General features: G+C 71.5%; 19 protein-coding genes. 8 read left to right on the forward strand and 11 right to left on the reverse strand.

What is annotated here, in order from left to right:
• Positions 1-17: 17 nt before the first annotated feature.
• The 5 genes from ACQ0O7_RS10845 to ACQ0O7_RS10865 form a co-directional block, all read right to left on the reverse strand.
• The gene (locus ACQ0O7_RS10845; protein WP_430781800.1) at positions 18-740 is read right to left on the reverse strand and encodes an SCO2525 family SAM-dependent methyltransferase; all 723 of its coding nucleotides are present in this window, start codon (positions 738-740) and stop codon (positions 18-20) included.
• Positions 658-1,659 carry a hypothetical protein gene (locus ACQ0O7_RS10850; protein ID WP_430781801.1) on the reverse strand — a complete coding sequence of 334 codons (1,002 nt, stop codon included), beginning with the start codon at positions 1,657-1,659 and terminating at the stop codon, positions 658-660. Before ACQ0O7_RS10850 ends, ACQ0O7_RS10845 begins: the two co-directional genes overlap by 83 nt.
• A gap of 66 nt (positions 1,660-1,725) precedes the next feature.
• Entirely contained in the window at positions 1,726-2,052 is a 327-nt protein-coding gene (locus ACQ0O7_RS10855) for an STAS domain-containing protein (RefSeq protein WP_430781802.1), read from the reverse strand.
• A gap of 380 nt (positions 2,053-2,432) precedes the next feature.
• On the reverse strand, positions 2,433-2,990 hold the full coding sequence (locus tag ACQ0O7_RS10860; protein WP_430781804.1) for a hypothetical protein: 558 nt from the start codon (positions 2,988-2,990) through the stop codon (positions 2,433-2,435).
• Positions 2,990-3,385 (reverse strand): hypothetical protein, encoded by a 396-nt coding sequence (locus ACQ0O7_RS10865; protein ID WP_430781927.1) that lies wholly within the window; start codon positions 3,383-3,385, stop codon positions 2,990-2,992. The genes ACQ0O7_RS10860 and ACQ0O7_RS10865 overlap by 1 nt, the downstream gene beginning before the upstream one ends.
• A gap of 49 nt (positions 3,386-3,434) precedes the next feature.
• On the opposite strand from ACQ0O7_RS10865, the gene ACQ0O7_RS10870 reads away from it, so the two are divergent.
• Positions 3,435-4,688, forward strand: a complete 1,254-nt coding sequence (locus tag ACQ0O7_RS10870; protein WP_430781806.1) for a phosphotransferase — start codon at positions 3,435-3,437, stop codon at positions 4,686-4,688.
• A gap of 1,124 nt (positions 4,689-5,812) precedes the next feature.
• On the opposite strand, the gene meaB is transcribed toward ACQ0O7_RS10870, so the two are convergent.
• From meaB to ACQ0O7_RS10890, 4 genes are all read right to left on the reverse strand, one after another.
• A complete protein-coding gene (gene meaB / locus ACQ0O7_RS10875) occupies positions 5,813-6,787 on the reverse strand; it encodes a methylmalonyl Co-A mutase-associated GTPase MeaB (RefSeq protein ID WP_430781807.1) in 975 nt (324 codons plus the stop codon).
• Positions 6,784-8,967 (reverse strand): methylmalonyl-CoA mutase, encoded by a 2,184-nt coding sequence (gene scpA, locus ACQ0O7_RS10880; RefSeq protein ID WP_430781808.1) that lies wholly within the window; start codon positions 8,965-8,967, stop codon positions 6,784-6,786. The genes meaB and scpA overlap by 4 nt, the downstream gene beginning before the upstream one ends.
• Positions 8,964-10,781 carry a methylmalonyl-CoA mutase family protein gene (locus ACQ0O7_RS10885; protein ID WP_430781810.1) on the reverse strand — a complete coding sequence of 606 codons (1,818 nt, stop codon included), beginning with the start codon at positions 10,779-10,781 and terminating at the stop codon, positions 8,964-8,966. Before ACQ0O7_RS10885 ends, scpA begins: the two co-directional genes overlap by 4 nt.
• A gap of 487 nt (positions 10,782-11,268) precedes the next feature.
• On the reverse strand, positions 11,269-11,406 hold the full coding sequence (locus ACQ0O7_RS10890) for a hypothetical protein (RefSeq protein ID WP_430781811.1): 138 nt from the start codon (positions 11,404-11,406) through the stop codon (positions 11,269-11,271).
• A 152-nt stretch (positions 11,407-11,558) separates the two neighbouring features.
• On the opposite strand from ACQ0O7_RS10890, the gene ACQ0O7_RS10895 reads away from it, so the two are divergent.
• On the forward strand, positions 11,559-12,890 hold the full coding sequence (locus ACQ0O7_RS10895) for a metallophosphoesterase (protein ID WP_430781812.1): 1,332 nt from the start codon (positions 11,559-11,561) through the stop codon (positions 12,888-12,890).
• Between the two features lies 1 nt (position 12,891).
• Here the strand turns inward: ACQ0O7_RS10895 and ACQ0O7_RS10900 are convergent, their stop codons facing one another.
• A complete protein-coding gene (locus ACQ0O7_RS10900) occupies positions 12,892-13,617 on the reverse strand; it encodes a rod shape-determining protein (RefSeq protein ID WP_430781814.1) in 726 nt (241 codons plus the stop codon).
• Positions 13,618-13,770: 153 nt separating this feature from the next.
• Between ACQ0O7_RS10900 and ACQ0O7_RS10905 the strand changes: the two genes are divergently transcribed.
• From ACQ0O7_RS10905 to ACQ0O7_RS10915, 3 genes are all read left to right on the forward strand, one after another.
• Positions 13,771-16,353, forward strand: a complete 2,583-nt coding sequence (locus ACQ0O7_RS10905; RefSeq protein ID WP_430781816.1) for a putative bifunctional diguanylate cyclase/phosphodiesterase — start codon at positions 13,771-13,773, stop codon at positions 16,351-16,353.
• Positions 16,354-16,436: 83 nt separating this feature from the next.
• Positions 16,437-16,754, forward strand: a complete 318-nt coding sequence (locus ACQ0O7_RS10910) for a hypothetical protein (RefSeq protein WP_430781818.1) — start codon at positions 16,437-16,439, stop codon at positions 16,752-16,754.
• Between the two features lie 32 nt (positions 16,755-16,786).
• Positions 16,787-17,146, forward strand: coding sequence for a hypothetical protein (locus ACQ0O7_RS10915; RefSeq protein WP_430781820.1), 360 nt, complete (start codon positions 16,787-16,789; stop codon positions 17,144-17,146).
• Here ACQ0O7_RS10915 and ACQ0O7_RS10920 read toward each other — a convergent pair.
• Positions 17,098-19,161, reverse strand: coding sequence for a HelD family protein (locus ACQ0O7_RS10920; RefSeq protein WP_430781822.1), 2,064 nt, complete (start codon positions 19,159-19,161; stop codon positions 17,098-17,100). The genes ACQ0O7_RS10915 and ACQ0O7_RS10920 overlap by 49 nt on opposite strands.
• A gap of 65 nt (positions 19,162-19,226) precedes the next feature.
• On the opposite strand from ACQ0O7_RS10920, the gene ACQ0O7_RS10925 reads away from it, so the two are divergent.
• The 3 genes from ACQ0O7_RS10925 to ACQ0O7_RS10935 are packed head-to-tail and all read left to right on the forward strand — an operon-like array spanning position 19,227 to position 21,784.
• Positions 19,227-19,838, forward strand: coding sequence for a TetR family transcriptional regulator (locus tag ACQ0O7_RS10925; protein ID WP_430781823.1), 612 nt, complete (start codon positions 19,227-19,229; stop codon positions 19,836-19,838).
• Between the two features lie 32 nt (positions 19,839-19,870).
• Positions 19,871-20,782: a hypothetical protein gene (locus tag ACQ0O7_RS10930; RefSeq protein WP_430781825.1), complete on the forward strand. Its 912-nt coding sequence runs from the start codon at positions 19,871-19,873 to the stop codon at positions 20,780-20,782.
• Positions 20,783-20,803: 21 nt separating this feature from the next.
• Positions 20,804-21,784 (forward strand): LacI family DNA-binding transcriptional regulator, encoded by a 981-nt coding sequence (locus ACQ0O7_RS10935; protein ID WP_430781826.1) that lies wholly within the window; start codon positions 20,804-20,806, stop codon positions 21,782-21,784.
• Positions 21,785-21,827 lie beyond the last annotated feature (43 nt).

Genomic DNA, 21,827 nt, shown 5'->3' on the forward strand with positions numbered 1-21,827 from the left:
CGATGAACAGCCCCCGGTCAACGCCGGAACCCGGTGGCCACCATCATCCCGTCGTATCCGTCGCGCAGCCCCTCGCTGTCCACCCGGACCACCCGGACCTCGCGCGCCACCGGCTCCAGCGCCGACTCCACGTCCGCCTCTTCGATCTTGCAGGCCGGGAACGCGGTGCCGCCCACCACGTACCCCAGGGATTCGCGCATGAACGCGGCGGCGAACGGCGCACCGGCCACCAGACAGCCGGCGAAGGCCCGCAGCGCGCCGACGAACTCGCTGTTCACCGTGGTCATCGATTCCGCGACGAAGAACATGGTGGCCAGGTCGTACCGGCCCGCCGGCAGGTCCAGGGCGTTGCCGTGCCGGACGCGGGCCCGGGCGCGCAACTCGGTCAAGGGCTGGGCGATGCCCGCGTGGTCCGGGTGACCCGCGACGATCTCCCGCCAGAAGTCCATCCACGAGTCCCGTGGTGCGGCCAGCTCCCGGTGCAGCCACGTCCGGTTGGAGCGGGACCGGTCGAGCAGGGTGACGCCCGACGCGTACGGCAGCATGGTCAGTGCCGGGTAGAGGTTGGTCCCGGTCCCGACGTCGATCGCGCGGGCCGAGCCGAGGGGCAGCCGGGCGTCCGCGAAGAACTCCTTGACGACGTCGATGATCTCCGCGTCATCCTGGCGGAGCGTCCCGTAGTTGTGGGCGAAATAGTCGTTCGAGTCGAAAGCGTCCCAGTCGACCGCGGAGTTGGTCACCATCCGGTCCGTCGGTGTCCTCTCGGGCACGTGATTCCTCCGTCGCGGTGGCGAGCGCCCAGACCTCGTCGAAGGCGGTCTGGCGTGTTTCGACCTTCGTGTCGAGCACATCGGTGTCCCTGCTCAGGGACACGCCGTTGATGACCCGGCGATTGTTCTGTGCGATCTTGAAATCGAACCCGATCTCTCGGTCGAAGATGATGAAGTCCTCGAGGATGTGCTGGTGAGAGTCGGGGATCGCGTCCAGCCGGATGGTCCGGACATCGACGCCGACATGGGTGTGCCGTTTCAGCAGCCTCGCCAGCCGTTTCTCGTCGGGCTCCTCGTCGTGCAGCACGAAGAGCCTGCGGACGTGGACCTTCCGCCTGATCGCATGCCGTTGGGCCTCCAGGTACCGGATGCCCAGATCGCTCTCCCAGAAATCGCCCTCGTCGACGAAACCCTGAAGCTGCTCGAACGAGGTCATGCTGGTGGCCGCGATGCTGGCGGTCGCGGTCTCGGTCAGCCCGAGCATCCACTCCGGGGCGTCGCCGGGGTGTTCGGCCCGGCCCAGTTTGAGGCCCTCGAACAGCTGGGAGAGCTTCTCGCCCTGGCGCCGGGCGAACCGGTTCTGCAGGCTGTTCCCGGATTCCAGGCGGGCGGCGGCCTCGACCAGGCGGGTCAGGCTGTGCCGGCCGAGGCTGCCCTCGGCGCCGGCCAGGTGGGCGGCGGCCTCGCTGATCCGGCCCACCTTCTCGTTGTTGCGGCGCAACTGGTCGGCCACCTCGATCAGGAACTGGACGACCAGGACCACCCCGCCGACGAAGACCGACAGGGTGATCTGCCAGATCTTCGGCTGCTCGGTGATGTTGGTGAGCAGGTAGGCCACCCCGCCGGCCAGCAGAGCGACCACTATCTTGATCAGGATCTGCACGCGCATCCCCCCGGAAGGCTCACGGACCTCTATCAGATCCGATGGGGTGAAGCATGTGCAATCAGTGGCGGCTCACCGGGGCAGGCCGAAAACCTCCGACAGGCCGGTGACCTGGATGGCCTTGCTCACCGGTGGGGACGGGTTGACCAGGGTGACGGTGACGCCGGCAGCGGCGGCGCTGTTGCGGACGCTGACCAGAGCGCCCAGCGCGTACGAGTCGATCAGGGTCACGTCCGCCACGTCGATCTGGAGCACCTGGTAGCGGGACGCGCGCGCGGCGGCCGCCAGGTTGTCACGGACCTCGTCGGCGTCGGCCAGGTCCAGTTCCCCGGATAGTGCGACACGCAGAGTGACGCCGTCGGTGCTGGTCTCATACGTGATCAATGCGCTTCCGGACATCCCCCGACGGTATCGGTGATCCGCCACCCCCGCCCGCCGTGGTCCCCGGCTGAGTGAGAATCCGGGCCTCCGGAGGCGTCACGAACTGCGCCACCCGCCGCTGAGATCAACCCCTTTGCCGGGGTACGCCCATCGGCCCCACGAAAATCGGGTCGCTCGATGGGGTCCGCGCTAGGCGGGCGAGACACCGGACCGCCCAGCGGCCGCCGGGCGGATGCGGTGGTCACCGACGCCCGTGCGGTGGTCACCGATGTCCGTGTGGTGGTCACCGACGCTCGTGCGGTGGTCACCGATGTCCGTGCCGCCGTCGTCCGCCGTCGGTTTTCGCGTGGTCACTTCCGGTCAGGATCGAGCCGGAAGTGACCACGCTGGCCGGTTGTTCAGAGGTCGGCCGGGGGCGTGAACACGTCACAGGCGCGGCTACGCTCAGCGAACCGGACGGTCAAGCCGCTGCACAGACGAAGCGCGGGCTTGGCTCCGCCCCGCAGGAACTCCGACTGGGCCCGGAACGCCGACTTCCCCGGCCGGCAGCGACTGCCGACGGTGCGCCAGGCGATACCGTCGGTAGGGCCGTTGTAGGCGATCTGCACCACCCCGCACCGCAGCAGCTGATCCACGGCCAAGGTGCCGTTGACGGCCACCGGCGGAACCGGCCGCCCGGGGATCCCCATCATCCGGTCATAGGTCCCGTAGGCCGATGTCTTGTTGGCGGCCAACGCGAACGTGTTACCGGCCCCGCGTGCCGGAGCAGCGGACGCGGCAGACACCGGGTGTGCGGCTGCCGTGTGCCCGAACGCCGCGCGCGTGGAGGGCGTCTGCGTGGAGGGTGTCTGCGTGGAGACCGTGTGCTCGGACACCGCCTGGGCCGACGCCGCGTGCCCGGGAGTTCCGGCGAGCGCGACCACCGCCCCGGCGAACACGGCGAACAGGGCCCGCATCAGCGGACCAGCAACGTGTAGCTGGCCACGATGCCGGTGCGGCACCGGTACGACACCCACACCCGCCGGGCGACCCCGTCGGCACCGACCTTGCGGCACTCCGCCTGCGCGTCCTTGACCTCGTTGAACGCGGCCGTGTAGACGGTCCGTTCGGAGCGGCTCGGGCTGGTGGCCCGTACATAGGTGATGCTCAGGTCGTCCCCGGCGAAACCGGACCGGACCGTGTACGACTTCCACACGCCGGCGTTCTCGCCGGCCTGGCCGATGACGGCGGCACGGCCGAAGTCGTAGGTGCCGAGCAGACTGGTGACGGGCCGGGGCTTGGCGGCCTGGGCGGGAACCGGGGCGAGCGCGGTCACGGTGGCGGCGGCGAGCAGAGCGGCTCGGAAGATCATACGCACGTGGGGGACAACCGTGACGGAGCGGATTCGGTAACGTCGTCCGGTGAGATATCGCTATGTCGGGCCGGCTGGATTGCGGGATCAGCCGCCACCGCCGGTCACCGGCCCGGACCCGGACGAGGCGTCCACCTATGTCATCGACCTCGACGGCCGTCTGCGGCTGGCCCCGCGCCGCAGCGAGCACGTCGCCCTGGCCGGCGGGCGGGACGTGCTGGCCGCCGGGGAGATCACCATCGTGGACGGCCGGGTGACCGAGGTGTCCAACCAGTCGACCGGCTACTGCCCCGACCCGGACTGCTGGCCGGCAGTCGCGCGGGCACTGGACCGGCTCGGGCTGGCCCACCCGGGCGGGTTCACCACAGCGATCGTTTTCCGCCGCTGCCCCGACTGCGGCGAGCGCAACATCGTCCGGGACGGCGACTTCATCTGCGCACTGTGTGACGCCGAGTTACCGCAGCGCTGGAATTTCGACCCGCTCGCACCGCTGTCGGACCGCCAGCGGGAACTACTGGACGCCTGGTTCCCCGGGGCCGAGGTCGTCCATGATCACAGTTGGGGGGTGGCGGCCACCACGGTGCTGGAGTTGGCGTACGACAATCGGCACTTGATCGTGAAAGCCGGCGGCGAGACCGATCATCACATCGCCCGCGAGCTGCACGCCCACCGGAACTGGCTGCGACCGTGGACCACCCGCAACCGCGCCCCGCGCCTCCTGCACGGCGACGACCAGGCGAAACTGCTGGCCACCACATATCTGCCGGGCTCGCTGGCGCTGGATCACGAGGCCGAGCCGTCGTTCTACCGGCAGGCCGGCGAGTTGCTGGCCCTGCTGCACGCCCAGACCGCGACGGTCGACGCCGATTTCGAACGCCGGGAGAACGAGAAGAACCTGCTCCTGCTGAACGGCCCACACCGGATCGACGCCGCCACGGTGCGGCGGCTGCGCGATCTGATCACCGGCTGGCCGACCCCGCCGGTGACCCTGGTGCCCACACACGGTGACTGGCAGCCCCGCAACTGGCTGATCCACGACGACACGGTGAGCATCATCGATTTCGGTCGAGCCGCGATGCGCCCGGCGTGGACGGACTTCAACCGCCTGACCGTCCAGGACTTCAGCACCCGCCCCGACCTGGAGGAGGCGTTCCTGCTCGGCTACGGCCCCGACCCCCGGGCCGCCGACGGCTCCTACCGAAGCCACGTCCGCGAGGCGATCGGCACCGCGTGCTGGGCCTTCGCCCACGGCCAGGAGGCGTTCGAGGCCCAGGGCCTCCGGATGCTGGCCGGCCTCCGGTAGAGCCGCGCCTTCCTCGGCCGCCGCCCCGCAATCACTCGTCTCCCAGCCAGACCTCGGTGGATTAACCACCGTTTCAGGTCTTCTCCTCGGCTGGCGGCCCGCTCGCGGTCGTTCCCCCCGTGCGAGCGTCCGCTTCCTGCCCCCAACCAGGGCGATCTTGGTGGGTTAACCACCGTTTTGAGCCTTCTTCTCAGCTGCTGACCCATTCGCGGTCAGTTTCTCGGGCGAGCGTCCGCCTTCCGGCTCCACCCCGGCCGAGCTTGGTGGATTTACCACCTTTTCGAGCCTTCTTCTCAGCTACTGGCCCGCTCGCGGTCAATTCCTCGGGCGAGCGTCCGCCTTCCGGCTCCACCCTGGCCGATCTTGGTGGATTTACCACCGTTTTCGGTGGTAAATCCACCAAGATCGCTGCTGAGTGAGTCGCCCGCGCGAGGGATTGACCGCAAGTGATCAGGCGGCCGGGAACCACGCTGTTCCCGGTGGCAAATCCTCCACGATCGACCGCGGGAGGGGTGTGGCCATGACCGGCGGCCCTCGTGACCGGCGCTGCGACACCGCGACCGCATCGGCCGCCATGGCTACCAGCCGTAACCGTCCACTAGCCGTTACCGGATCACCACGGCTTGCCGCACGGCTACCAGCCGTAACCGTCTACTCGCCGTGACCGGATCACCACGGCTTGCCGCACGGCTACCAGCCGTAACCGTCTACTCGCCGTGACCGGATCACCGCGGCCGGCCGCCATGGCTACCTTCCGTGACCGCGGTTACCGTCCGGGATCGGAGGTCTGCCGTAAACCTGGTTGCGGCGGTGGGTCACGGCATCCGGCTGTGTGTCGGCCGGCCAGCCTGGTCGATCCGTCACCATCGCATTCGGCCCGGCGGTCGCCGGACGGCCTGGGATGATGCCCGCGTCGCGTGGACCGGACAGGGCGTCCCGATCGTTGTGGGCCCGATTGGCGTACCCCCATCGTCGGTTGACGACCGCCTGCCTGGAGGTGGGCGCGGACCTGGAGGGGGGCGGACCTGAAGGGCGCGGACCTGGAGGGGGCGGACCTGGAGGGGCGGGGACCTGGAGGGGCGGGGACCTGGAGGGGTGCGGGCCGGCGGTGGGAGACGCCGCGGTCAGTGCTTGTCGAAGGCGGCCAGCAGCTGGTCGGCGGCCTGGGCCGGGGTGAGGGCGCCGTCCAGGATCTGCTGCCGCACCGCACGGCCGGTGTCACGGACCGCCTGATGGTTCTCGAAACGGGACAGGACCGCCTCGCGGGCCATCGCCCACATCCAGCCGACCTGCTGCCGGCGGCGCCGGGCCTCGACGTCGGTGCTGTCGCGATGGGCGGTCAGCTGGGTCCAGACGTCCTTGACGCCGGTGCCCTCGACGGCGCTGCACGTCAGGACCGGTGGGGTCCACGTCTCGTCGGCGCGGAGCAGGCGTAGCGCGCCGGACAGTTCGCGGGCGGCGGTGCGGGCCTCGGTGGTGTGCGGGCCGTCGGCCTTGTTGATGGCGATCACGTCGGCCAGTTCCAGGATGCCCTTCTTGATGCCCTGCAACTGGTCGCCGGTGCGGGCCAGGGCCAGCAGCAGGAACGAGTCGACCATGTCGGCCACCGCGGTCTCGGACTGGCCGACCCCGACCGTCTCCACGATCACCATGTCGTAGCCGGCCGCCTCCACCACGACGATCGCCTCGCGGGTGGCCTTGGCGACGCCGCCCAGCGTGCCGGCGGTCGGGGACGGGCGGACGAACGCGGCCGGGTCGGCGGCCAGCCGGGCCATCCGGGTCTTGTCGCCGAGGATGCTGCCGCGGGTGCGGGTGGACGACGGGTCGACGGCCAGGACCGCGACCCGGTGCCCGGCCGCGGTCAGTTCACTGCCGAACGCGTCGATGAACGTCGACTTGCCGACGCCGGGCACCCCGCTGATCCCGATCCGGTGCGACCGGCCGGAATCCGGGGTGAGCGCCACCACCAGCCGCTGGGCGAGTGCCTGATGGTCGGGCCGGGTGGATTCGACAAGGGTGATGGCCCGGGCCACCCAGGACGGCGTGCCGGCCCGGACGCCCTCGGCCATCACCTCGACGTCGATCACCGGCCGGGTCATGCCACCGGGTGCCCGAGCCGGCCGGACAGGGTGGTGAGCAGGTCGATCGCGGCATCGGCGAGGACCGTGCCGGGCGGGAAGACGGCGGCCGCCCCGGCCTCGCGCAGCGCCGCGTAGTCCTGTGGCGGGATCACCCCACCGGCGATGATCAGGATGTCCGGGCGGCCCTGCGCGGCCAGTTCGTCGCGCAGCGCGGGCACCAGCGTGAGGTGCCCGGCGGCCAGCGAGTTGACGCCGACGATGTGCACGTCGGCCTCGACCGCCTGGCGGGCCACCTCGGCCGGGGTGGCGAACAGCGGGCCCACGTCGACGTCGAAGCCGAGGTCGGCGAAGGCGGTGGCGATCACCTTCTGGCCGCGGTCGTGGCCGTCCTGGCCCATCTTGGCGACCAGGATGCGCGGCTGGCGGCCCTCCTCCTCGGCGAACGCGGCGGCCGCCTCCCGGGCCCGTTCGATGTTGGTCACCTTGCCCGCCTCCTGCCGGTAGACACCGGAGATGGTACGGATCCGGGCGGTGTGCCGGCCGAACACCTTCTCCAGGGCGTCGGAGATCTCACCCACCGTGGCTTTGGCCCGGGCCGCGCCGACCGCCAGGTCGAGCAGGTTGCCGTCCCCGGACGCGGCGGCACCGGTCAGCGCGTCCAGGGCGGACCGGCAGGCGGACTCGTCCCGTTCGGCCCGCAGGCGGCGCAGCTTCTCGACCTGGCCGGCCCGGACCGCCGCGTTGTCGATCTTCAGAACGTCGATCGGCTCGTCGGTGGCCGGACGGTACTTGTTGACCCCGATCACCGGCTGGCGGCCGGAGTCGATGCGGGCCTGGGTGCGGGCCGCCGCCTCTTCCACCCGTATCTTGGGGATGCCCTCGTCGATGGCGCGGGCCATCCCGCCGGCCGCCTCCACCTCGCTGATGTGCTCCCAGGCGCGGGCGGCCAGGTCACGGGTGAGTTTCTCGACGTAGGCGCTGCCACCCCACGGGTCGATCGCCCGGGTGGTGCCGGACTCCTGCTGGATCAGCAGCTGGGTGTTGCGGGCGATCCGGGCCGAGAAGTCGGTGGGCAGCGCCAGGGCCTCGTCGAGCGCGTTGGTGTGCAGCGACTGGGTGTGACCCTGGGTGGCGGCCATCGCCTCGATGCACGTACGCATCACGTTGTTGTAGACGTCCTGCGCGGTCAGCGACCAGCCGGACGTCTGGCAGTGCGCCCGCAGGCTCAGCGACCGGGGATCCTTCGGCCCGAACTCGCGCACCAGTTTGGCCCAGAGCAGCCGGCCGGCCCGCAGCTTGGCGACCTCCATGAAGAAGTTCATGCCGATCGCCCAGAAGAACGACAGCCGGGGTGCGAACGCGTCGACATCCAGCCCGGCGGCCTGCCCGGCCCGCAGATACTCCACCCCGTCGGCCAGGGTGTACGCCAACTCCAGATCGGCGGTCGCCCCCGCCTCCTGGATGTGGTACCCGGAGATGCTGATCGAGTTGAACCGGGGCATCCGCTGCGAGGTGAACGAGAAGATGTCCGAGATGATCCGCATCGACGGCGCCGGCGGGTAGATGTAGGTGTTGCGGACCATGAACTCCTTGAGGATGTCGTTCTGGATGGTGCCGGACAGCTGCTCCGGCTTCACCCCCTGCTCCTCGGCCGCGACGATGTAGAGCGCCAGGACCGGCAGCACCGCCCCGTTCATCGTCATCGACACGCTCATCCGGTCCAGGGGGATGCCGTCGAACAGCTGGCGCATGTCGTAGATCGAGTCGATCGCCACCCCGGCCATCCCCACGTCACCGGTGACCCGCGGGTGGTCGGAGTCGTAGCCACGGTGGGTGGGCAGGTCGAACGCCACCGACAGGCCCTTCTGCCCGGCGGCCAGGTTGCGGCGGTAGAAGGCGTTGGACTCCTCGGCGGTGGAGAACCCGGCGTACTGGCGGATCGTCCAGGGCTGGTTGACATACATCGTCGGGTAGGGGCCGCGGACGTACGGCGCGATCCCCGGATAGGTGCCCAGGAAGTCGATGCCGTCCAGGTCGGCGCCGGTGAACAGCGGCGGCACCGTGATGCCCTCCGGGGTCCGCCACAGCAGATCCCCGGCCGGGCTGCCGGTCTCGGCGAGCACCGCGGCCCGCCACGCCTCGTGGTCGGGCGCCGGAACGGAGCCGGTCAGCTTCGCGCTGGAGAAGTCGGGGATCACAGCGGCACTCCCAGGTCGGCCAGTGTGGTGGTGAGAACCGCGATGGCGTCACAGCCGGCGAACACGGTGCCGTCGACACCGGGATGGTCGCCCCGGCCGGCCAGCAGCACCCGGCCCGCACCGGCCGCGCGCAGCTCCGCGGCGAGTTCCTCGGCCCGGTCCGGGTACGCCTTGTCCGGCCCGCAGATGCACGCGACCGCCGGGCCGGGCTCGGTGGTGACCGCGATGCCCCCGGCGGCGAACAGGTTGGTGACGAAGGTGACGCGGGGCCCGTACGCGGCCGGGGAACCGACTGTCGCCAGCCGCACGGTGGGCCGGCTGCCGGTGGCGGCCAGGTGCGCGTCACCACGGTCCCGCAGCCGCTCGAACGCCTCCGCGTAGCGGTGCCGGGGCAGACCGCCGGACACCGGGGCGGCAGCCGGCGGGCGGACCGGCAGCTGCTCGGACAGGTTCGGGAATTCGCTGACCCCGGTGATCGGGCTGCGCCGGTGGTCGAGATCGGCGGACCGGGCCTGCCACACCCCGGCCAGCCGGTCGGCGACCAGCCCGCTGCCGAGCGCGGCGGCCAGACCCCCGGCCCGCTCGATGGTGGTGAACCACTCCCAGGCGGCCCGCGCCAACTGGTCGGTGTAACCCTCCACATACCAGCTGCCACCGGCCGGGTCGACGACCCGGGCCACATGGGCCTCCTCGACGAGCAGGATCTGGGTGTTGCGGGCCAGCCGCCGGGCCAGGCCGTCCGGGAGACCGAGACGATTGTCGTACGGCAGGACCGTCACCGCGTCCGCCCCACCGACGCCCGCCGCGAACGAGGCGATCGTGGTGCGCAGCAGGTTCACCCACGGATCGCGGGCGGTCATCATCGCCGCCGAGGTGACCGCGTGCTGGCGCTGCCCACCCCGGTCGGCGGCGCCGGACAGTTCGGCCACCCGCGCCCACAGCCGGCGGGCGGCCCGCAGCTTGGCGATGGTGGCGAACTGGTCCACCGTCGCGGCGAACCGGAACTCGATCTGATCCAGGGCCGCCCCGGTGCTCAGCCCGGCCTCGGTCAGCGCCCGCAGGTAGGCCACCCCGGCGGCGATCGCACCGCCCAGCTCCTCGACCTCGGAACCACCGGCGTCGTGATGCACCGTCGCGTCCACGGTGATCGCCCGCAACCCGGGCGCCTCGGCCACACACCGCCCGGCCAGCGCCGCCGCGTCACGCAGCGCCCCGGCCAGTCCGCTGTCATCGCCGGTGCGGGCCCGCCAGGCCAGCGGGTCGGCGCCGAGACCACCGGTGGCCTGGCCGGGCTCGATCCGGCGGGCGGCGAGCAGGTCGAACCAGGCCCGCGCGGCCGGGACGACGGCGTCGCCCGGGTCCAGGACCACCGCGGCCAGGTCCAGGTAGACGCCCTCCAGAGCGTCCGGCAGGGCGTCGACGGGCAGCGCGTCACCGCCGACGGCCAGCCACAGCGAGGTCGCCCCGTTCTCCAGGTCGCCGAGCACCGCCTCACGGACGTCGGCCGGGCCGGGCTCGGTGTAGCGCTGGCGGATGTCCCAGCCGCCGATCAGCCCACCGGCGGCCCGGGCGCCCCGGACGAACGGCTGCTGGCCGGGCAGCCCGGTCTCCGGCAGGTCCACCCGGTCCGGGTGGTGCAGCGCGGGCACCCGCAGACCACCGTGGGTGACCGCGGCGAGCAGGTCCTCCACCTGGTCCGGGGTGGTGTCGTCGGTGGCGCCGCCGGACTTGCGCAGCGCCGCCAGGGCCAGTCGCCGCCACTGGTCGTCAGTGGCGGCGGGAAAGTCCGCGCCGAGACGGAGTTCGATCGACACGCCACACCTCTCGCCGTCCTGAGTACACGTTCAGGGAGACTATCGCCCTCTGATCGCAATTCCCGCAGTAGTGCGCCGACTTAGGGGTCCGAACATCGATCTCCGGGGTAGGCGCCCGGTCAGCCCGGCGGCCCTCGGACCCCGGACCGGCCCCGCAGCGGGAGCCACGCCGGATCGCACCCGGCTGTGAACCGGGGCCGGTTCCGCCGCGCTGCCGGCCGTGAGCCTCGGCCCGCGGTGGCGGCCGATCACCGCGGATGAGCCGCCGGTGAGCGTCACGGTCAGCGGAAGGGCCTGTTGCAGGACGCTCAATCCGCCGTCCATCCTGGTGTCCCGGCCGGCCGGGAACGGGTCCAGGAGGATCCCGGGACCCGGATCGCCGGATGCGGGGTGATCAGGCGCTGGCGGTACTCGCTCGGGAGCACCCCGGGCGTGGCCGCCGCGCTGATCTCGGTGGCGTTCTCGCCTTTACCGAGGGGCCACAGGGTTATGTGACGGCGGTGATCGCCGCCGCGATCGCGCCCGCGGCGATGGTGCCCTGGTAGAGCTGGGCGCCCCAGCGCTGCCAGTTCGATGGTGGTGGTTCCGGGATTCCTGTCGCGTGTGCCGACCGGTAGTAGGTCATCGCCCGTCCTCACTGCGAAGTGCGCCGCTTTCGCAGACCGGAGGGGTGCCGGAGCGTGGGGAACACCACGCCGGACGGTTCTCAGCTTCCCGACAGAAAGCCGCTGGTAGGTTCCGTCTCACTCGGGACTTAGCTAAGGACTGCGCCTACCAATGATCGTTTTTGCCGTGCTGGCGGCTGTCGTCGTCGTGGTTCTGTTCGGCGCCCTCCACTGGTACCTGTGGCGCCGCCTGGTCGCGGCCACCACCGAGCCGGGCTCGCGGTGGCGGCGGGCCGGGACGGTCCTGTTCACGGTGGCGCCGGTGCTGGCGATCGGGTCGATGGCCGGCGAGGGGCTGCCGCTGCCGATGGCCGTGAAGAGTGTGCTGGTCTGGCCCGGCTACATGTGGATGGCCGTGTTCCTCTACCTGCTGATCGGTCTGCTGGCCGGCGAGGTGGTCCGGCCGCTGCTCATCCGCTGGCTGAGCCGCCGGGACGCGGCGGTGGCCCGGTCCGCGGAGCCGGTGGGGGCGGTGGCGTCCGGGCACACCGCCACGGAGCCGGTGCCGGCGGGCGCCGGTGGCGGGACCACCGACAAGCCGGTGGTCCCGGGCGACGAGGAAAAGACGGGCGACGGGGGAGAGACGGGGAAGCCGGAGCGGTTCACCCCGCCGGTGCTGCTGTCGCGGCGCCGGTTCGTGTCCCGGGTGGTCGGTGGGACGGCCGCCGCCGCGGCGATCGGGACCGTCGGGTTCGGCACCTGGGACGTGCTCAACGGCCCGTCGGTCAAACGGGTGACCGTGCCGTTGGCGAAACTGCCGCGCAGCGCTCACGGCTTCCGCATCGCGGTGGTCAGTGACGTGCACATCAGTGCCGTGCTGGGCCGTGGGTTCGCCCAGCGGGTCACCGACACCATCAACTCCACCCAGCCCGACCTGATCGCTGTCGTCGGTGACCTGGTCGACGGCACCGTCGAGGATCTGGCCGGTTCGGTGGAGCCGCTGCGGGGGCTGCGGTCCCGGCACGGCACGTTCTTCGTGACCGGCAACCACGAGTACTTCTCGGGGGTCGAGGAGTGGGTCGGCAAGGTGCGTGAGCTGGGGTGGCAGCCGCTGGAGAACGCCCGTACCGCAATGCCCGGTTTTGATCTCGCCGGGGTGAACGACGTCGCCGGCGAGGACTCCGGTGACGGGCCGGACTTCGTGGCCGCCCTCGGTGACCGGGATCCGGCGCGTGCCTCGGTGCTGCTGGCCCACCAGCCGATCGTCATCCATGACGCGGTCGAGCATGGGGTGGACCTGCAGCTGTCCGGGCACACGCACGGTGGGCAGATGTGGCCGGCGACGCTGATCGCGGAGCAGTCGAACCCGACGCTCGCCGGTCTGGAGCGTTACGGCGACACGCAGCTCTATGTGAGCCGTGGCGCGGGCGCCTGGGGCCCGCCGGTCCGGGTCGGCGCCCCGTCCGACATCACCGTCGTCCAGCTGGCCTCCGGCCAGGCCTGACCTATCGTCGGCGGCTGGGGTGACGCAGGGCGGACACCGCGGCGATGCGGGCGCCGTTGAGGGCGGCGGTGTGCGGCGACGCCGCACGATGAACCTGCAGGTGTACGGCATCGGACAGCGCGGTGGCCAGCCCGGGATGTGACGCCCCGTCGCCGACGAGCAGCAGCCCACGGTCGGCCGCCTCCTCGAAGTCGTCGCCGGGACATGTCTCGCGCAGGTCGCGGACGTGACCGGCGACCACGTCGCTGATCAGGTCGATGGTCGCACGGCTGTCGAGATCTCGGGTGCCGATGCCGGTGCGGCGGGCCTCGGTGACCCGCCCGTGGTCGAGGAGGGCGACCTCGGTCACCCGGGCGCCGATGTCGGCGATCAGCAAGGTGCCGGCGGTCGCCCCGGATCCGATGGCCGCGGCGCGCACGCTGTCGATGAAGACGATCCGGCGGGGCGCGAAGGCGGTGTCCAGAACCCGTCTCATCAGCGCCTCGTCGGCCTCGGTGGTCAGCACCGGGCGGCAGGCGACGAGCAGGTCGGCGGACGGCATCGTATTCGGATACCGGGAGACCAGGCGGGTCAGCACGGTGGCGCAGCCGTCGACGTCGGCGACCCGGCCACGCTGGACGGCGGTCTCACCGGTGGGGCCACTGACGACGCCGTGCCGGGCGGCCCAGACGCCGGCGGTGGTGCTGCCGAGGTCCACGGCGACGGCGAGTTCGGGGGAGGGGGTCACGAGATGGTCCTTTCCGGGACGCGGGAATAGAAAAAGGGCCGAAGCCGTGTGCTTCGCCCCATGGTGGTACCGACACCAACGATAGGTTGATCAACTGAGAGACGCCAGGCGAATACGCTCAGGCCCCGCGGCGCCTCGGACGATCATTGAGATGTGATCGAGGCTCTGCGGGGTAGCCGGGCGCTCTGTGCACTGGCGCTGACGACGCTCGCGGCGGTCGTTCTCGTGCTGTTCCAGCCGCCCGGATTCCGGCCGTCGGTGCTGGTCCTGGGCGTTCTCTCGGCGGTGCTGACCGGGTCGATCTGCCTGCGGACGGCGCGGCACACCGCACTCGGGGTGCCGTCGTGCCGCTTCTGGTGGCGCAACCTGTTCGCGATGGGCGCCATGACGCTCGCCACCCTGTGTGAGCTGCTGGACCCGTACGCGCCGGGGTCGGTGATCGGGGTCGCCGGTGTGACGCTGCGGGCCTTCGGTGCGATCTGCTTCGCCTGGGCGTTGCTGCGACTGTCCACGCATGCCGTCACCCGGGCCCGGAAGGTGGCGCTCTGGCTGGACATCACCACCCTCACTTCGGCCACCATGATCCTGCTCGGGCATTCCGTGCTCGACGATTTCGTGCGCCTCGGGACGAATCTGCCGCCGCAGACCGTGGTGCTGCTGATCACCAGCGCGGTGGGGGTGTTCCTGGTGGCCCGGCTCGCCCTCGGCGGCACCGGGCTGCTGCCGCCGAGGGCACTGGCCGGGACCGCCGTGGCCGCGATCATGGGCGGGATGGCGCCGCCGGTGGCCATGCTGTCGCTGGGCTGGGAGCCCGGCCGTCCGGGCAGCGAGCCGTTGCTGTTCGTACCGCTGATCGCGAACCTCGGACTGGCGTTCTCCGGCCGTTTCCATGTCCTCGACACCGGAAGCACCACGGCCGGCGAGACGCAGCGGACCTGGCGGCGGGTCCTGCCGTACGCCTCGGTCGTCGCCGTTGACGTGTTGCTCCTCGCCCACGTGCACAGCGGCGACAGCGGGCTGATGCTGGTGACCGTGGGCGCGGTGATCCTGACCGTGCTGGTGGTGGCCCGGCAGCTGGTGGCGGCCCGGGAGAACGAGGTGCTCCAGCAGCGGTTCCGGCTGCTGGTGCAGAATTCCACCGACATCATCTCGGTCTCCGACCCGGACGGCCGGGTGATCTACTGCAGCCCGGCGATCCAGCGGGTGCTGGGCATCCCGCCGGCCGCCGCGATCGGCACGATGGTCCCCGACTGGGCGCACCCGGACGACGCCGAGGGCCTGCGCGAATGCTGGGACGCCACCCTCGCCGGCGGTCCGGGGGCGTCCGGGACCTGCCGGATCCGGGTCCGCAACAGCGAGGGCGAGTTCCGCTGGATCGAGATCGCCACGTCGAACCTGCTGCACGAGCCGAGCGTCGGCGGCATCCTCACCAACAGCCGGGACGTCACCGAGACGACCATGGTGCAGGAGCGGCTCAGCCACGAGGCCACCCACGACGCGCTGACCGGTCTGGCCAACCGGGTGCTCTACACCCGGCGGGTGGAGGCGGCGGTGGCCGGTGGCGGGCCGTTCAGCATCGTGCTGGTCGACCTGGACGGTTTCAAAGCGGTCAACGACACCCTGGGGCACGCCGCCGGGGACGCTCTTCTGATCGCGGTGGCAGAGCGGATGACCGATAACGTACGGTCCACCGACACGGTCGCCCGGCTCGGCGGCGACGAGTTCGCCATCCTGTTCGACGGGCTGACCGGTGACGCTGTGGACCGGGTGCTGACCCGGATCGCCGAGGCCCTGCTGATCCCGGTGCCGGTGCGTGAGCATCTGATCTCGGTGCGGGCCAGTTTCGGGGTGGCCGACGCGTGCGGCGATGTGGACGAGCTGCTGCACCGGGCGGACATCGCGATGTACGCGGCGAAACTGCGTGGCGAGGGCGGGCACGTCCGCTACAGCGACGGCATGCGCATCCAGAACCGCAACGACCCGGCCGGACCGCTGCGCGCCGCCGTCGAGGAGGGTGAACTGGTGCTGTTCTACCAGCCGGTGGTGTCGCTCGCCGACGGCCGGCTGGCCGGGGTGGAGGCGCTGGTGCGCTGGCAGCATCCGGTGCGCGGGCTGCTCGGCCCGAACGAGTTCATCCCCCTCGCCGAGGAGTCCGGCCTGATCGTCCCGCTCGGCGCCTGGGTGATACGCGAGGCGGTCCGCCAGGCCGCCGAGTGGACCACCGCGCACGGTGACGCCGCGCCCGGCACGGTGGCGGTGAACGTGTCGGCGGCCCAGCTGCGCGAGGACGGCTTCGCCGAGACGGTGGCCACCGCCCTGTGGGAGTCGGGCCTGCCCGCGGCCCGGCTCTGCGCGGAGATCACCGAGAGCACCGCGATCGGCGGCGGCGCCACCGCCCAGAACCTGACCAGACTCCGCGAACTGGGCGTACGCCTGTCCCTGGACGACTTCGGCACCGGCTCGGCCACCCTGAGCGCCCTGGCCACCTGCCCGGTCGACCAGATCAAGCTGGACCGCTCGTTCGTCACCGGCCCGGACGCCATCCCGCAGGCGGTGATCCAGCTGGCGCACGCCCTCGGCATCGAGGCGGTCGCCGAGGGCATCGAGACCGAGGAGCAGGCGCGGTGGCTGGCCGGCCTCGGCTACCACCTGGGTCAGGGCTTCCTGTACGCCCGCCCGATGCCGGTCGCCGATCTGGCCGCCTGGCTCCCGGCCTTCACCGCGACGGCCTCCTGACCGACGGCCTCCTGACCGACGGCCTCCTCACCGCCCGGGGGACAACGATTGATGGGCCGGTCATACCGAAGTAGGGTTCTGGTATGACCAAGAAGGTGACTGTTTCGCTCCCCGACGACGTCGGGGCCGCGCTGGAAGGCCTGCCCGCCGGGCAGCGGTCCGCCCGGGTCGTGCTGGCACTCCGGCGCCTCGACGAGTCCGATCAGGTCCGGGCGCTGTTGCAGCAGTCCGGCTTTCCGCTGTTCCCGGTCGACCCGGTCGGTGCTCACCAGCGGGCCGGCGGGACCGCGGTCGGTGACGACGCCTATCAGGCCGCCGTCGCCCGGGTCGCCGAACTGACCGGCACCACCGCGGAGGAGCTCGCCACCCGGCTGGCCGACGGCAAGCAGGTGGCGGCATAACCACTCCGCTGTACGTCTTCGACACCGGGGCGTTGCTCGCCTACTCCGATGGGGTCGAGGGGATCGGGCAGATGGTCGCCGACACCTTCGACACCGGCTCGGAGATCGTCATCCCGGTGGTGTGCCTGCTGGAGGCGTACCGGATCCTGGACCACACCGAGCACCACCGGCTCGGGCCGTTACGTGCGAACCCGGTCATCCGGATCGCCGACGTGTTCGATGGGCCCGGCGACGCCCCACCGATCATCGGCGGTCTCGCCGTGACCGCGTCCCGGCTCGGTGCGGCTCACGCGATCTGGATGGCGATGTGCGGCCGGGCCGCTGTCGTCACCTCCCAGCCGGATCAGATCCGGTCGGTTCTGGGCGACTCCTGGCCGCTCGTCGAGGTGTGAGAGCCGGCGAGCGGGGCCGGCAGCGGGGCGCTGTGCACCACGTCCAGGCGGGAGACGGCCCGGGTGAGCACGACGTACAGGCGATGCGCTCCCCGGGGCTCGGCCGCGACGATCTCGGCCGGCTCGACCACCACCACGTGATCGAATTCCAGGCCCTTGGCGAGGCTCGCGGGCACCAGCGTCACCCGCGGACCGGTGTCGGTGACCGTGTCCGCCACCTCGATCCCGGCTCGGCGCAACGTCTCGGCGAGAGCGGCCAGCCGGTGGTGCGCGCTGATCACCGCGATCGAGCCGTCGTGTGACAGGGCCGCCCGGACGCGGGACACGGTCGCGGCCAGCGGATCGGGGGAGTGGCCGACGTGCAGTTCACCGTCACCGCGTACCGAGGTGGCGGCCGGCACCGCGAGGTCCAGGTGTGGCAGCAGCCGGTTGGCGAAGCCGAGGATGACCGCGGGAACCCGGAAGCCGGTGGTGAGCGCGACGACCGTGGCGCCGGGCCGGCCCAGGTGGCCCAGCTGGTCCGCCCAGGTGGAGGCGGCCCACGCGGTGGTCCCCTGGGCGAGGTCGCCCAGCACGGTCAGCGAGCCGTGCCGGCTGCGCCGGGCCAGCACCCGGCACTGCATCGGGGACAGGTCCTGCGCCTCGTCCACGACGATGTGCCCGTAGCCGCCGGGATGGTCGACGGCCCCGGCGATCTCGTCGAGAAGGACCAGGTCGGCGGCTGTCCAGCGGGCACTGCGGGCGGTGCGTGGCGGCCGGGCCCACCGCAGTGCCGCCTGCTCGTGGGTGGTCAGGATGCCGTCGGCGGCGTCGGCCAGCGCGGTGGCGTCGGTGAACAGGCGAGCCAGCAGCTCTTCCGGGCGAACCGGTGGCCAGCAGGCGTCGAGTACCGCGGTGAGTGGGCGGGCCCGGGCGATGCGGTCCAGCCATCCGCGGTTCGGTGATTCGCCGTGCCGTTCCCGCTGGCGCTGCAACAGGGCGACGAGGCGTGTCCGCAGTCGTTCCCGGCCTACGCCGTACGGCAGATCCTCGCCGCGGACGGTCCGCAGTTCGTGGGCCACGGTGTGGGCCGGCACCCGCAGACGCAACGAGCCGTCGGGCAGGACGATGCCCTCGGTGGGCTCGCGGATCAGGCCGGTCACGGCCCGGGTGATCACCGCGGCCATCCGGATGTCGTGTTTGACCGCGGCGGCCTCGTCGCTGTCGGCGGCCCGGGGTGGATCCCGGTCCAGGACGCCGTCCAGGGTGCGCTGCCGCACCTCGACCTCACCGAGAGCCGGCAGCACGGCCGAGATGAAGTGCAGGAACGCCGGGTTCGGGCCGACCACCAGGACGCCGGTGCGCTGGAGCCGGCGGCGGTGGGTGTACAGCAGATAGGCGGCCCGGTGCAGGCCGACGGCCGTCTTGCCGGTGCCCGGCCCGCCCTGGACGCACAGTGACCGGTCCAGATCGGCGCGCACCAGGTCGTCCTGCTCGGGCTGGATCGTCGCGATGATGTCCCGCATCGGGCCGACGCGGGGACGCTCGATCTCGCGGGCGAGCATCAGGCTCACCGTGCCCGATTCCGGGTCGTGGTCGAGCCGTTCGTCCTCGAATCCGGTCAGTTCGATCGGCGACCGGTTGCTCCAGCCGTATCGGCGGCGTGCCGACACGCCGTGCCGGTTCGTGGGGCCGGCCTGGTAGAACAGCGCGGACACGGGCGCACGCCAGTCGATGACCAGGGGCTCACCCCGCTCGTCGACGACTCTGCGCCGGCCGATGTGGTACCGCTGCCCACGGTGGGCGCCGGGCTCGTCGTCGAAGGTCAGGCGCCCGAAGTAGGGCGCTCCGCCGGGTTCCTCGGACAGTTCCTTGGCGTAGCTCTTGAGCATGGTGCCGAGGCTTTCGGCGGTGTAGCGGTCGCCGGCGACGGTCTCGCCGGTGGCGACACGCATGCGCGCGTGGTCGGCCATCCAGGCCAGAGCGTTGCGGGTACGGGTGAGGAAGGCCAGCTCCTGCGCGTACTCAGTGGTCATGAACCCAACTGTAACCGAGTCACATAATTTACCCAGTAACAAAATTGACAGGGTAAAGTCGGGCTATGGGTCTGCGGGAGCGCAAGAGACAGCACACGTTCGACGCGGTGTCCGCCCTGGCGATCGACATGTTCCTGGAGCGCGGCTTCGACGACGTCTCGGTCAACGACATCGCCGCCGCCGCCGAGATCTCCAAACCGACCCTCTTCCGCTATTTCCGGTCCAAGGAGGACCTGGCCCTGCACCGGATCGCCGACCACGCCGGGGAGCCCGCGCGGGTGGTCGCCACCCGCGACGCCGGGCTGTCCCCGTTGGACGCGCTGCACCGGCACTTCCTGGACGGTCTGGCCCGCCGCGATCCGGTGACCGGGCTCAACGACGACCCGCGGGTCCTGGCCTATCACGACCTGGTGTTCTCCACGCCGGCGCTCGCGGCGCGGGTCGAGGAGTTCCGGGTCCGTGACGAGCGGAGCCTCGCCGAGGCGCTGTCGCCCGAGGCTCCGGGCGCGCTGCCGGCCCGGCTGGCGTCCGCCCAGATCCTCGCGGTGCAGCGGGTCCTCGCCCGCGCGAACTGGCAGCGGCTGCGCGAGGGCGAGCCGGCGGCCACCCTGCATTCCGAGGCGGTCGCGGCGGCGGATCAGGCGTTCGGGCAACTGCGCGGCGGTGTCGGTTTCTGAACGAAGCGGGCTTGTATCGATACAATGCGGCGGTGTCGCTGATTCCGAGCCCGCTCTTCCGTGACCCGGTCCACGACGGCGCCGCTGATCCGGTCCTTGTCTATCACCGGGGCGAGCGTGCCTGGTGGATGGTCTACACCAACCGGCGGGCCAACGTGCCCGGCCTGCCGCACTTCAGCTGGGTGCACGGGACCGATCTCGGGGTGGCCTCGTCCACCGACGGCGGGACCACCTGGCTCTACCGTGGGGTGCTGACCGGGCTGGACACCGAGTGGGGGCGGCACACCTACTGGGCTCCGGAGATCATCGATGACGGGGAGACGTACCACATGTATGTGTCGGTGGTCCGTGGCGTGCCGGAGCGGTGGCCCGGCCACGAGCGGCACATCCGGCACTACACCAGCACCGACCTGCTGCGGTGGACGTTCCGGTCGACGCTGGAGCTGTCGTCGGCGTTCGTCATCGACGCCTGTGTGCTGGCGCGGCCTGGTGGCGGCTGGCGGATGTGGTACAAGGACGAGGCCGACGACTGTCACACCTGGGCGGCCGACAGCGACGACCTGTTCGACTGGCGGGTGCACGGGCCGGCGGTGACCGGCCGGCCGCACGAGGGGCCGAACGTGTTCGCCCTCGGTGGCACGTACTGGATGATCGTCGACGAGTGGCGGGGGCAGCGGGTGCTGCGTTCGGACGACCTGGAGTGCTGGGAGCCGCGGGGGCTGCTGCTGGACGGCGCCCCGGCCGGGCAGCACGCCGACGTGGTGGTGCGCGGTGACGACGCGCTGATCTTCTACTTCACCCATCCGGGCGGGCACGCGGGCATGGCGGGGGAGTCGTACGACGCCCGCCGCTCGTCGATCGACGTGGCCCGGCTGACGGTGGCCGGTGGCACCCTGCGCTGCGACCGTGGCGAGCCGCTGCACGGCCCGTTGCTGGCGGGCTGAGCGGTGGCGACGATCGCCGATGTGGCACGGGCCGCCGGGGTGTCCCCGATGACGGTCTCCAACGTGATCAACGGGCATCCGCATGTGCGGGAGGCCACCCGGGCGCGGGTGCTGGCCGCGATGGCCGATCTGGACTACCGGGTGAACGTGGCGGCCCGCAATCTGCGCCGGGGCCGGACCGGGGTGATCGGGCTGGCCGTGCCGGAGATCCACCGGCCGTACTTCGCCCAGTTCGCGTCGGCTGTCATCGACGCGGCACAGCGCCGTGACCTGCGGGTGAGTGTGGAGCAGACCGGTGCGACCCGGGAGAGCGAGCTGGCCGTGCTGGGGCTGTCGCGCAACCGGGAGTACGACGGGCTGATCCTGAGCACGGTCGGGATGGGGGCGGCCGACGCGGAGCGGCTGCGGGTGCCGTACCCGGTGGTGATCCTCGGTGAGCGGATCTTCAACGGTCCGGTCGGGCACGTCGCGATGCCGAACGTGGACGGGGCCCGCGCGGCGGTGCGGCATCTGGCCGACCGGGGCTGTCGCCGGATCGCGATGCTGACCGGTGCGGAGACGGCTGAGGTCAACGTGTCGCAGCTGCGCCTGACCGGCTATCGCCTGGCTCTGGAGAGCGCCGGTCTGCCGTACGACCCGGCTCTGGTGCAGCGGATGGACGCGATGTCGATGGAGGCGGCGGCCGGGCGGGTGCGGGCGATGGTCGCCGGTGGCCTGGATTTCGACGGGCTGTTCTGCCTGACCGACACGGCCGCGATCGGGGCGCTGCGCGGGCTGGCCGACGCGGGTGTGCGGGTGCCGTCGCAGGTCAAGGTGATCGGCTTCGACAATATCGACGAGGGTCGTTTTCTGGTACCGTCGCTGTCCACCGTCGATCCCGATCATGCCGCGATGGCCGAGCGGGCGGTCGCGCTGCTGTCCCGGCGCATCGACGGTGATGGTGGCCCGGAGGAGTTCGTCAGTGGCTTCTCGGTGATCGCGCGGGAGTCCACCGCGCACTGATTGTGTCGTGCGCCACTCTCATGTAACGATACAAACCCTTCGG

This window comes from Actinoplanes sp. G11-F43 (genome assembly GCF_050589265.1).
Classification (GTDB): Bacteria; Actinomycetota; Actinomycetes; order Mycobacteriales; family Micromonosporaceae; genus Actinoplanes.

Coding starts and splice junctions, on each gene's coding strand:
- ACQ0O7_RS10925 (WP_430781823.1), top strand. CDS start 19,227: ATGGGTCTGCGGGAGCGCAAGAGACAGCACACGTTCGACGCGGTGTCC.
- meaB (WP_430781807.1), bottom strand. CDS start 6,787: ATGACCCGGCCGGTGATCGACGTCGAGGTGATGGCCGAGGGCGTCCGG.
- ACQ0O7_RS10910 (WP_430781818.1), top strand. CDS start 16,437: ATGACCAAGAAGGTGACTGTTTCGCTCCCCGACGACGTCGGGGCCGCG.
- ACQ0O7_RS10895 (WP_430781812.1), top strand. CDS start 11,559: ATGATCGTTTTTGCCGTGCTGGCGGCTGTCGTCGTCGTGGTTCTGTTC.
- ACQ0O7_RS10920 (WP_430781822.1), bottom strand. CDS start 19,161: ATGACCACTGAGTACGCGCAGGAGCTGGCCTTCCTCACCCGTACCCGC.
- ACQ0O7_RS10850 (WP_430781801.1), bottom strand. CDS start 1,659: ATGCGCGTGCAGATCCTGATCAAGATAGTGGTCGCTCTGCTGGCCGGC.
- ACQ0O7_RS10865 (WP_430781927.1), bottom strand. CDS start 3,385: ATGATCTTCCGAGCCGCTCTGCTCGCCGCCGCCACCGTGACCGCGCTC.
- ACQ0O7_RS10890 (WP_430781811.1), bottom strand. CDS start 11,406: ATGACCTACTACCGGTCGGCACACGCGACAGGAATCCCGGAACCACCA.
- ACQ0O7_RS10855 (WP_430781802.1), bottom strand. CDS start 2,052: ATGTCCGGAAGCGCATTGATCACGTATGAGACCAGCACCGACGGCGTC.
- ACQ0O7_RS10860 (WP_430781804.1), bottom strand. CDS start 2,990: ATGCGGGCCCTGTTCGCCGTGTTCGCCGGGGCGGTGGTCGCGCTCGCC.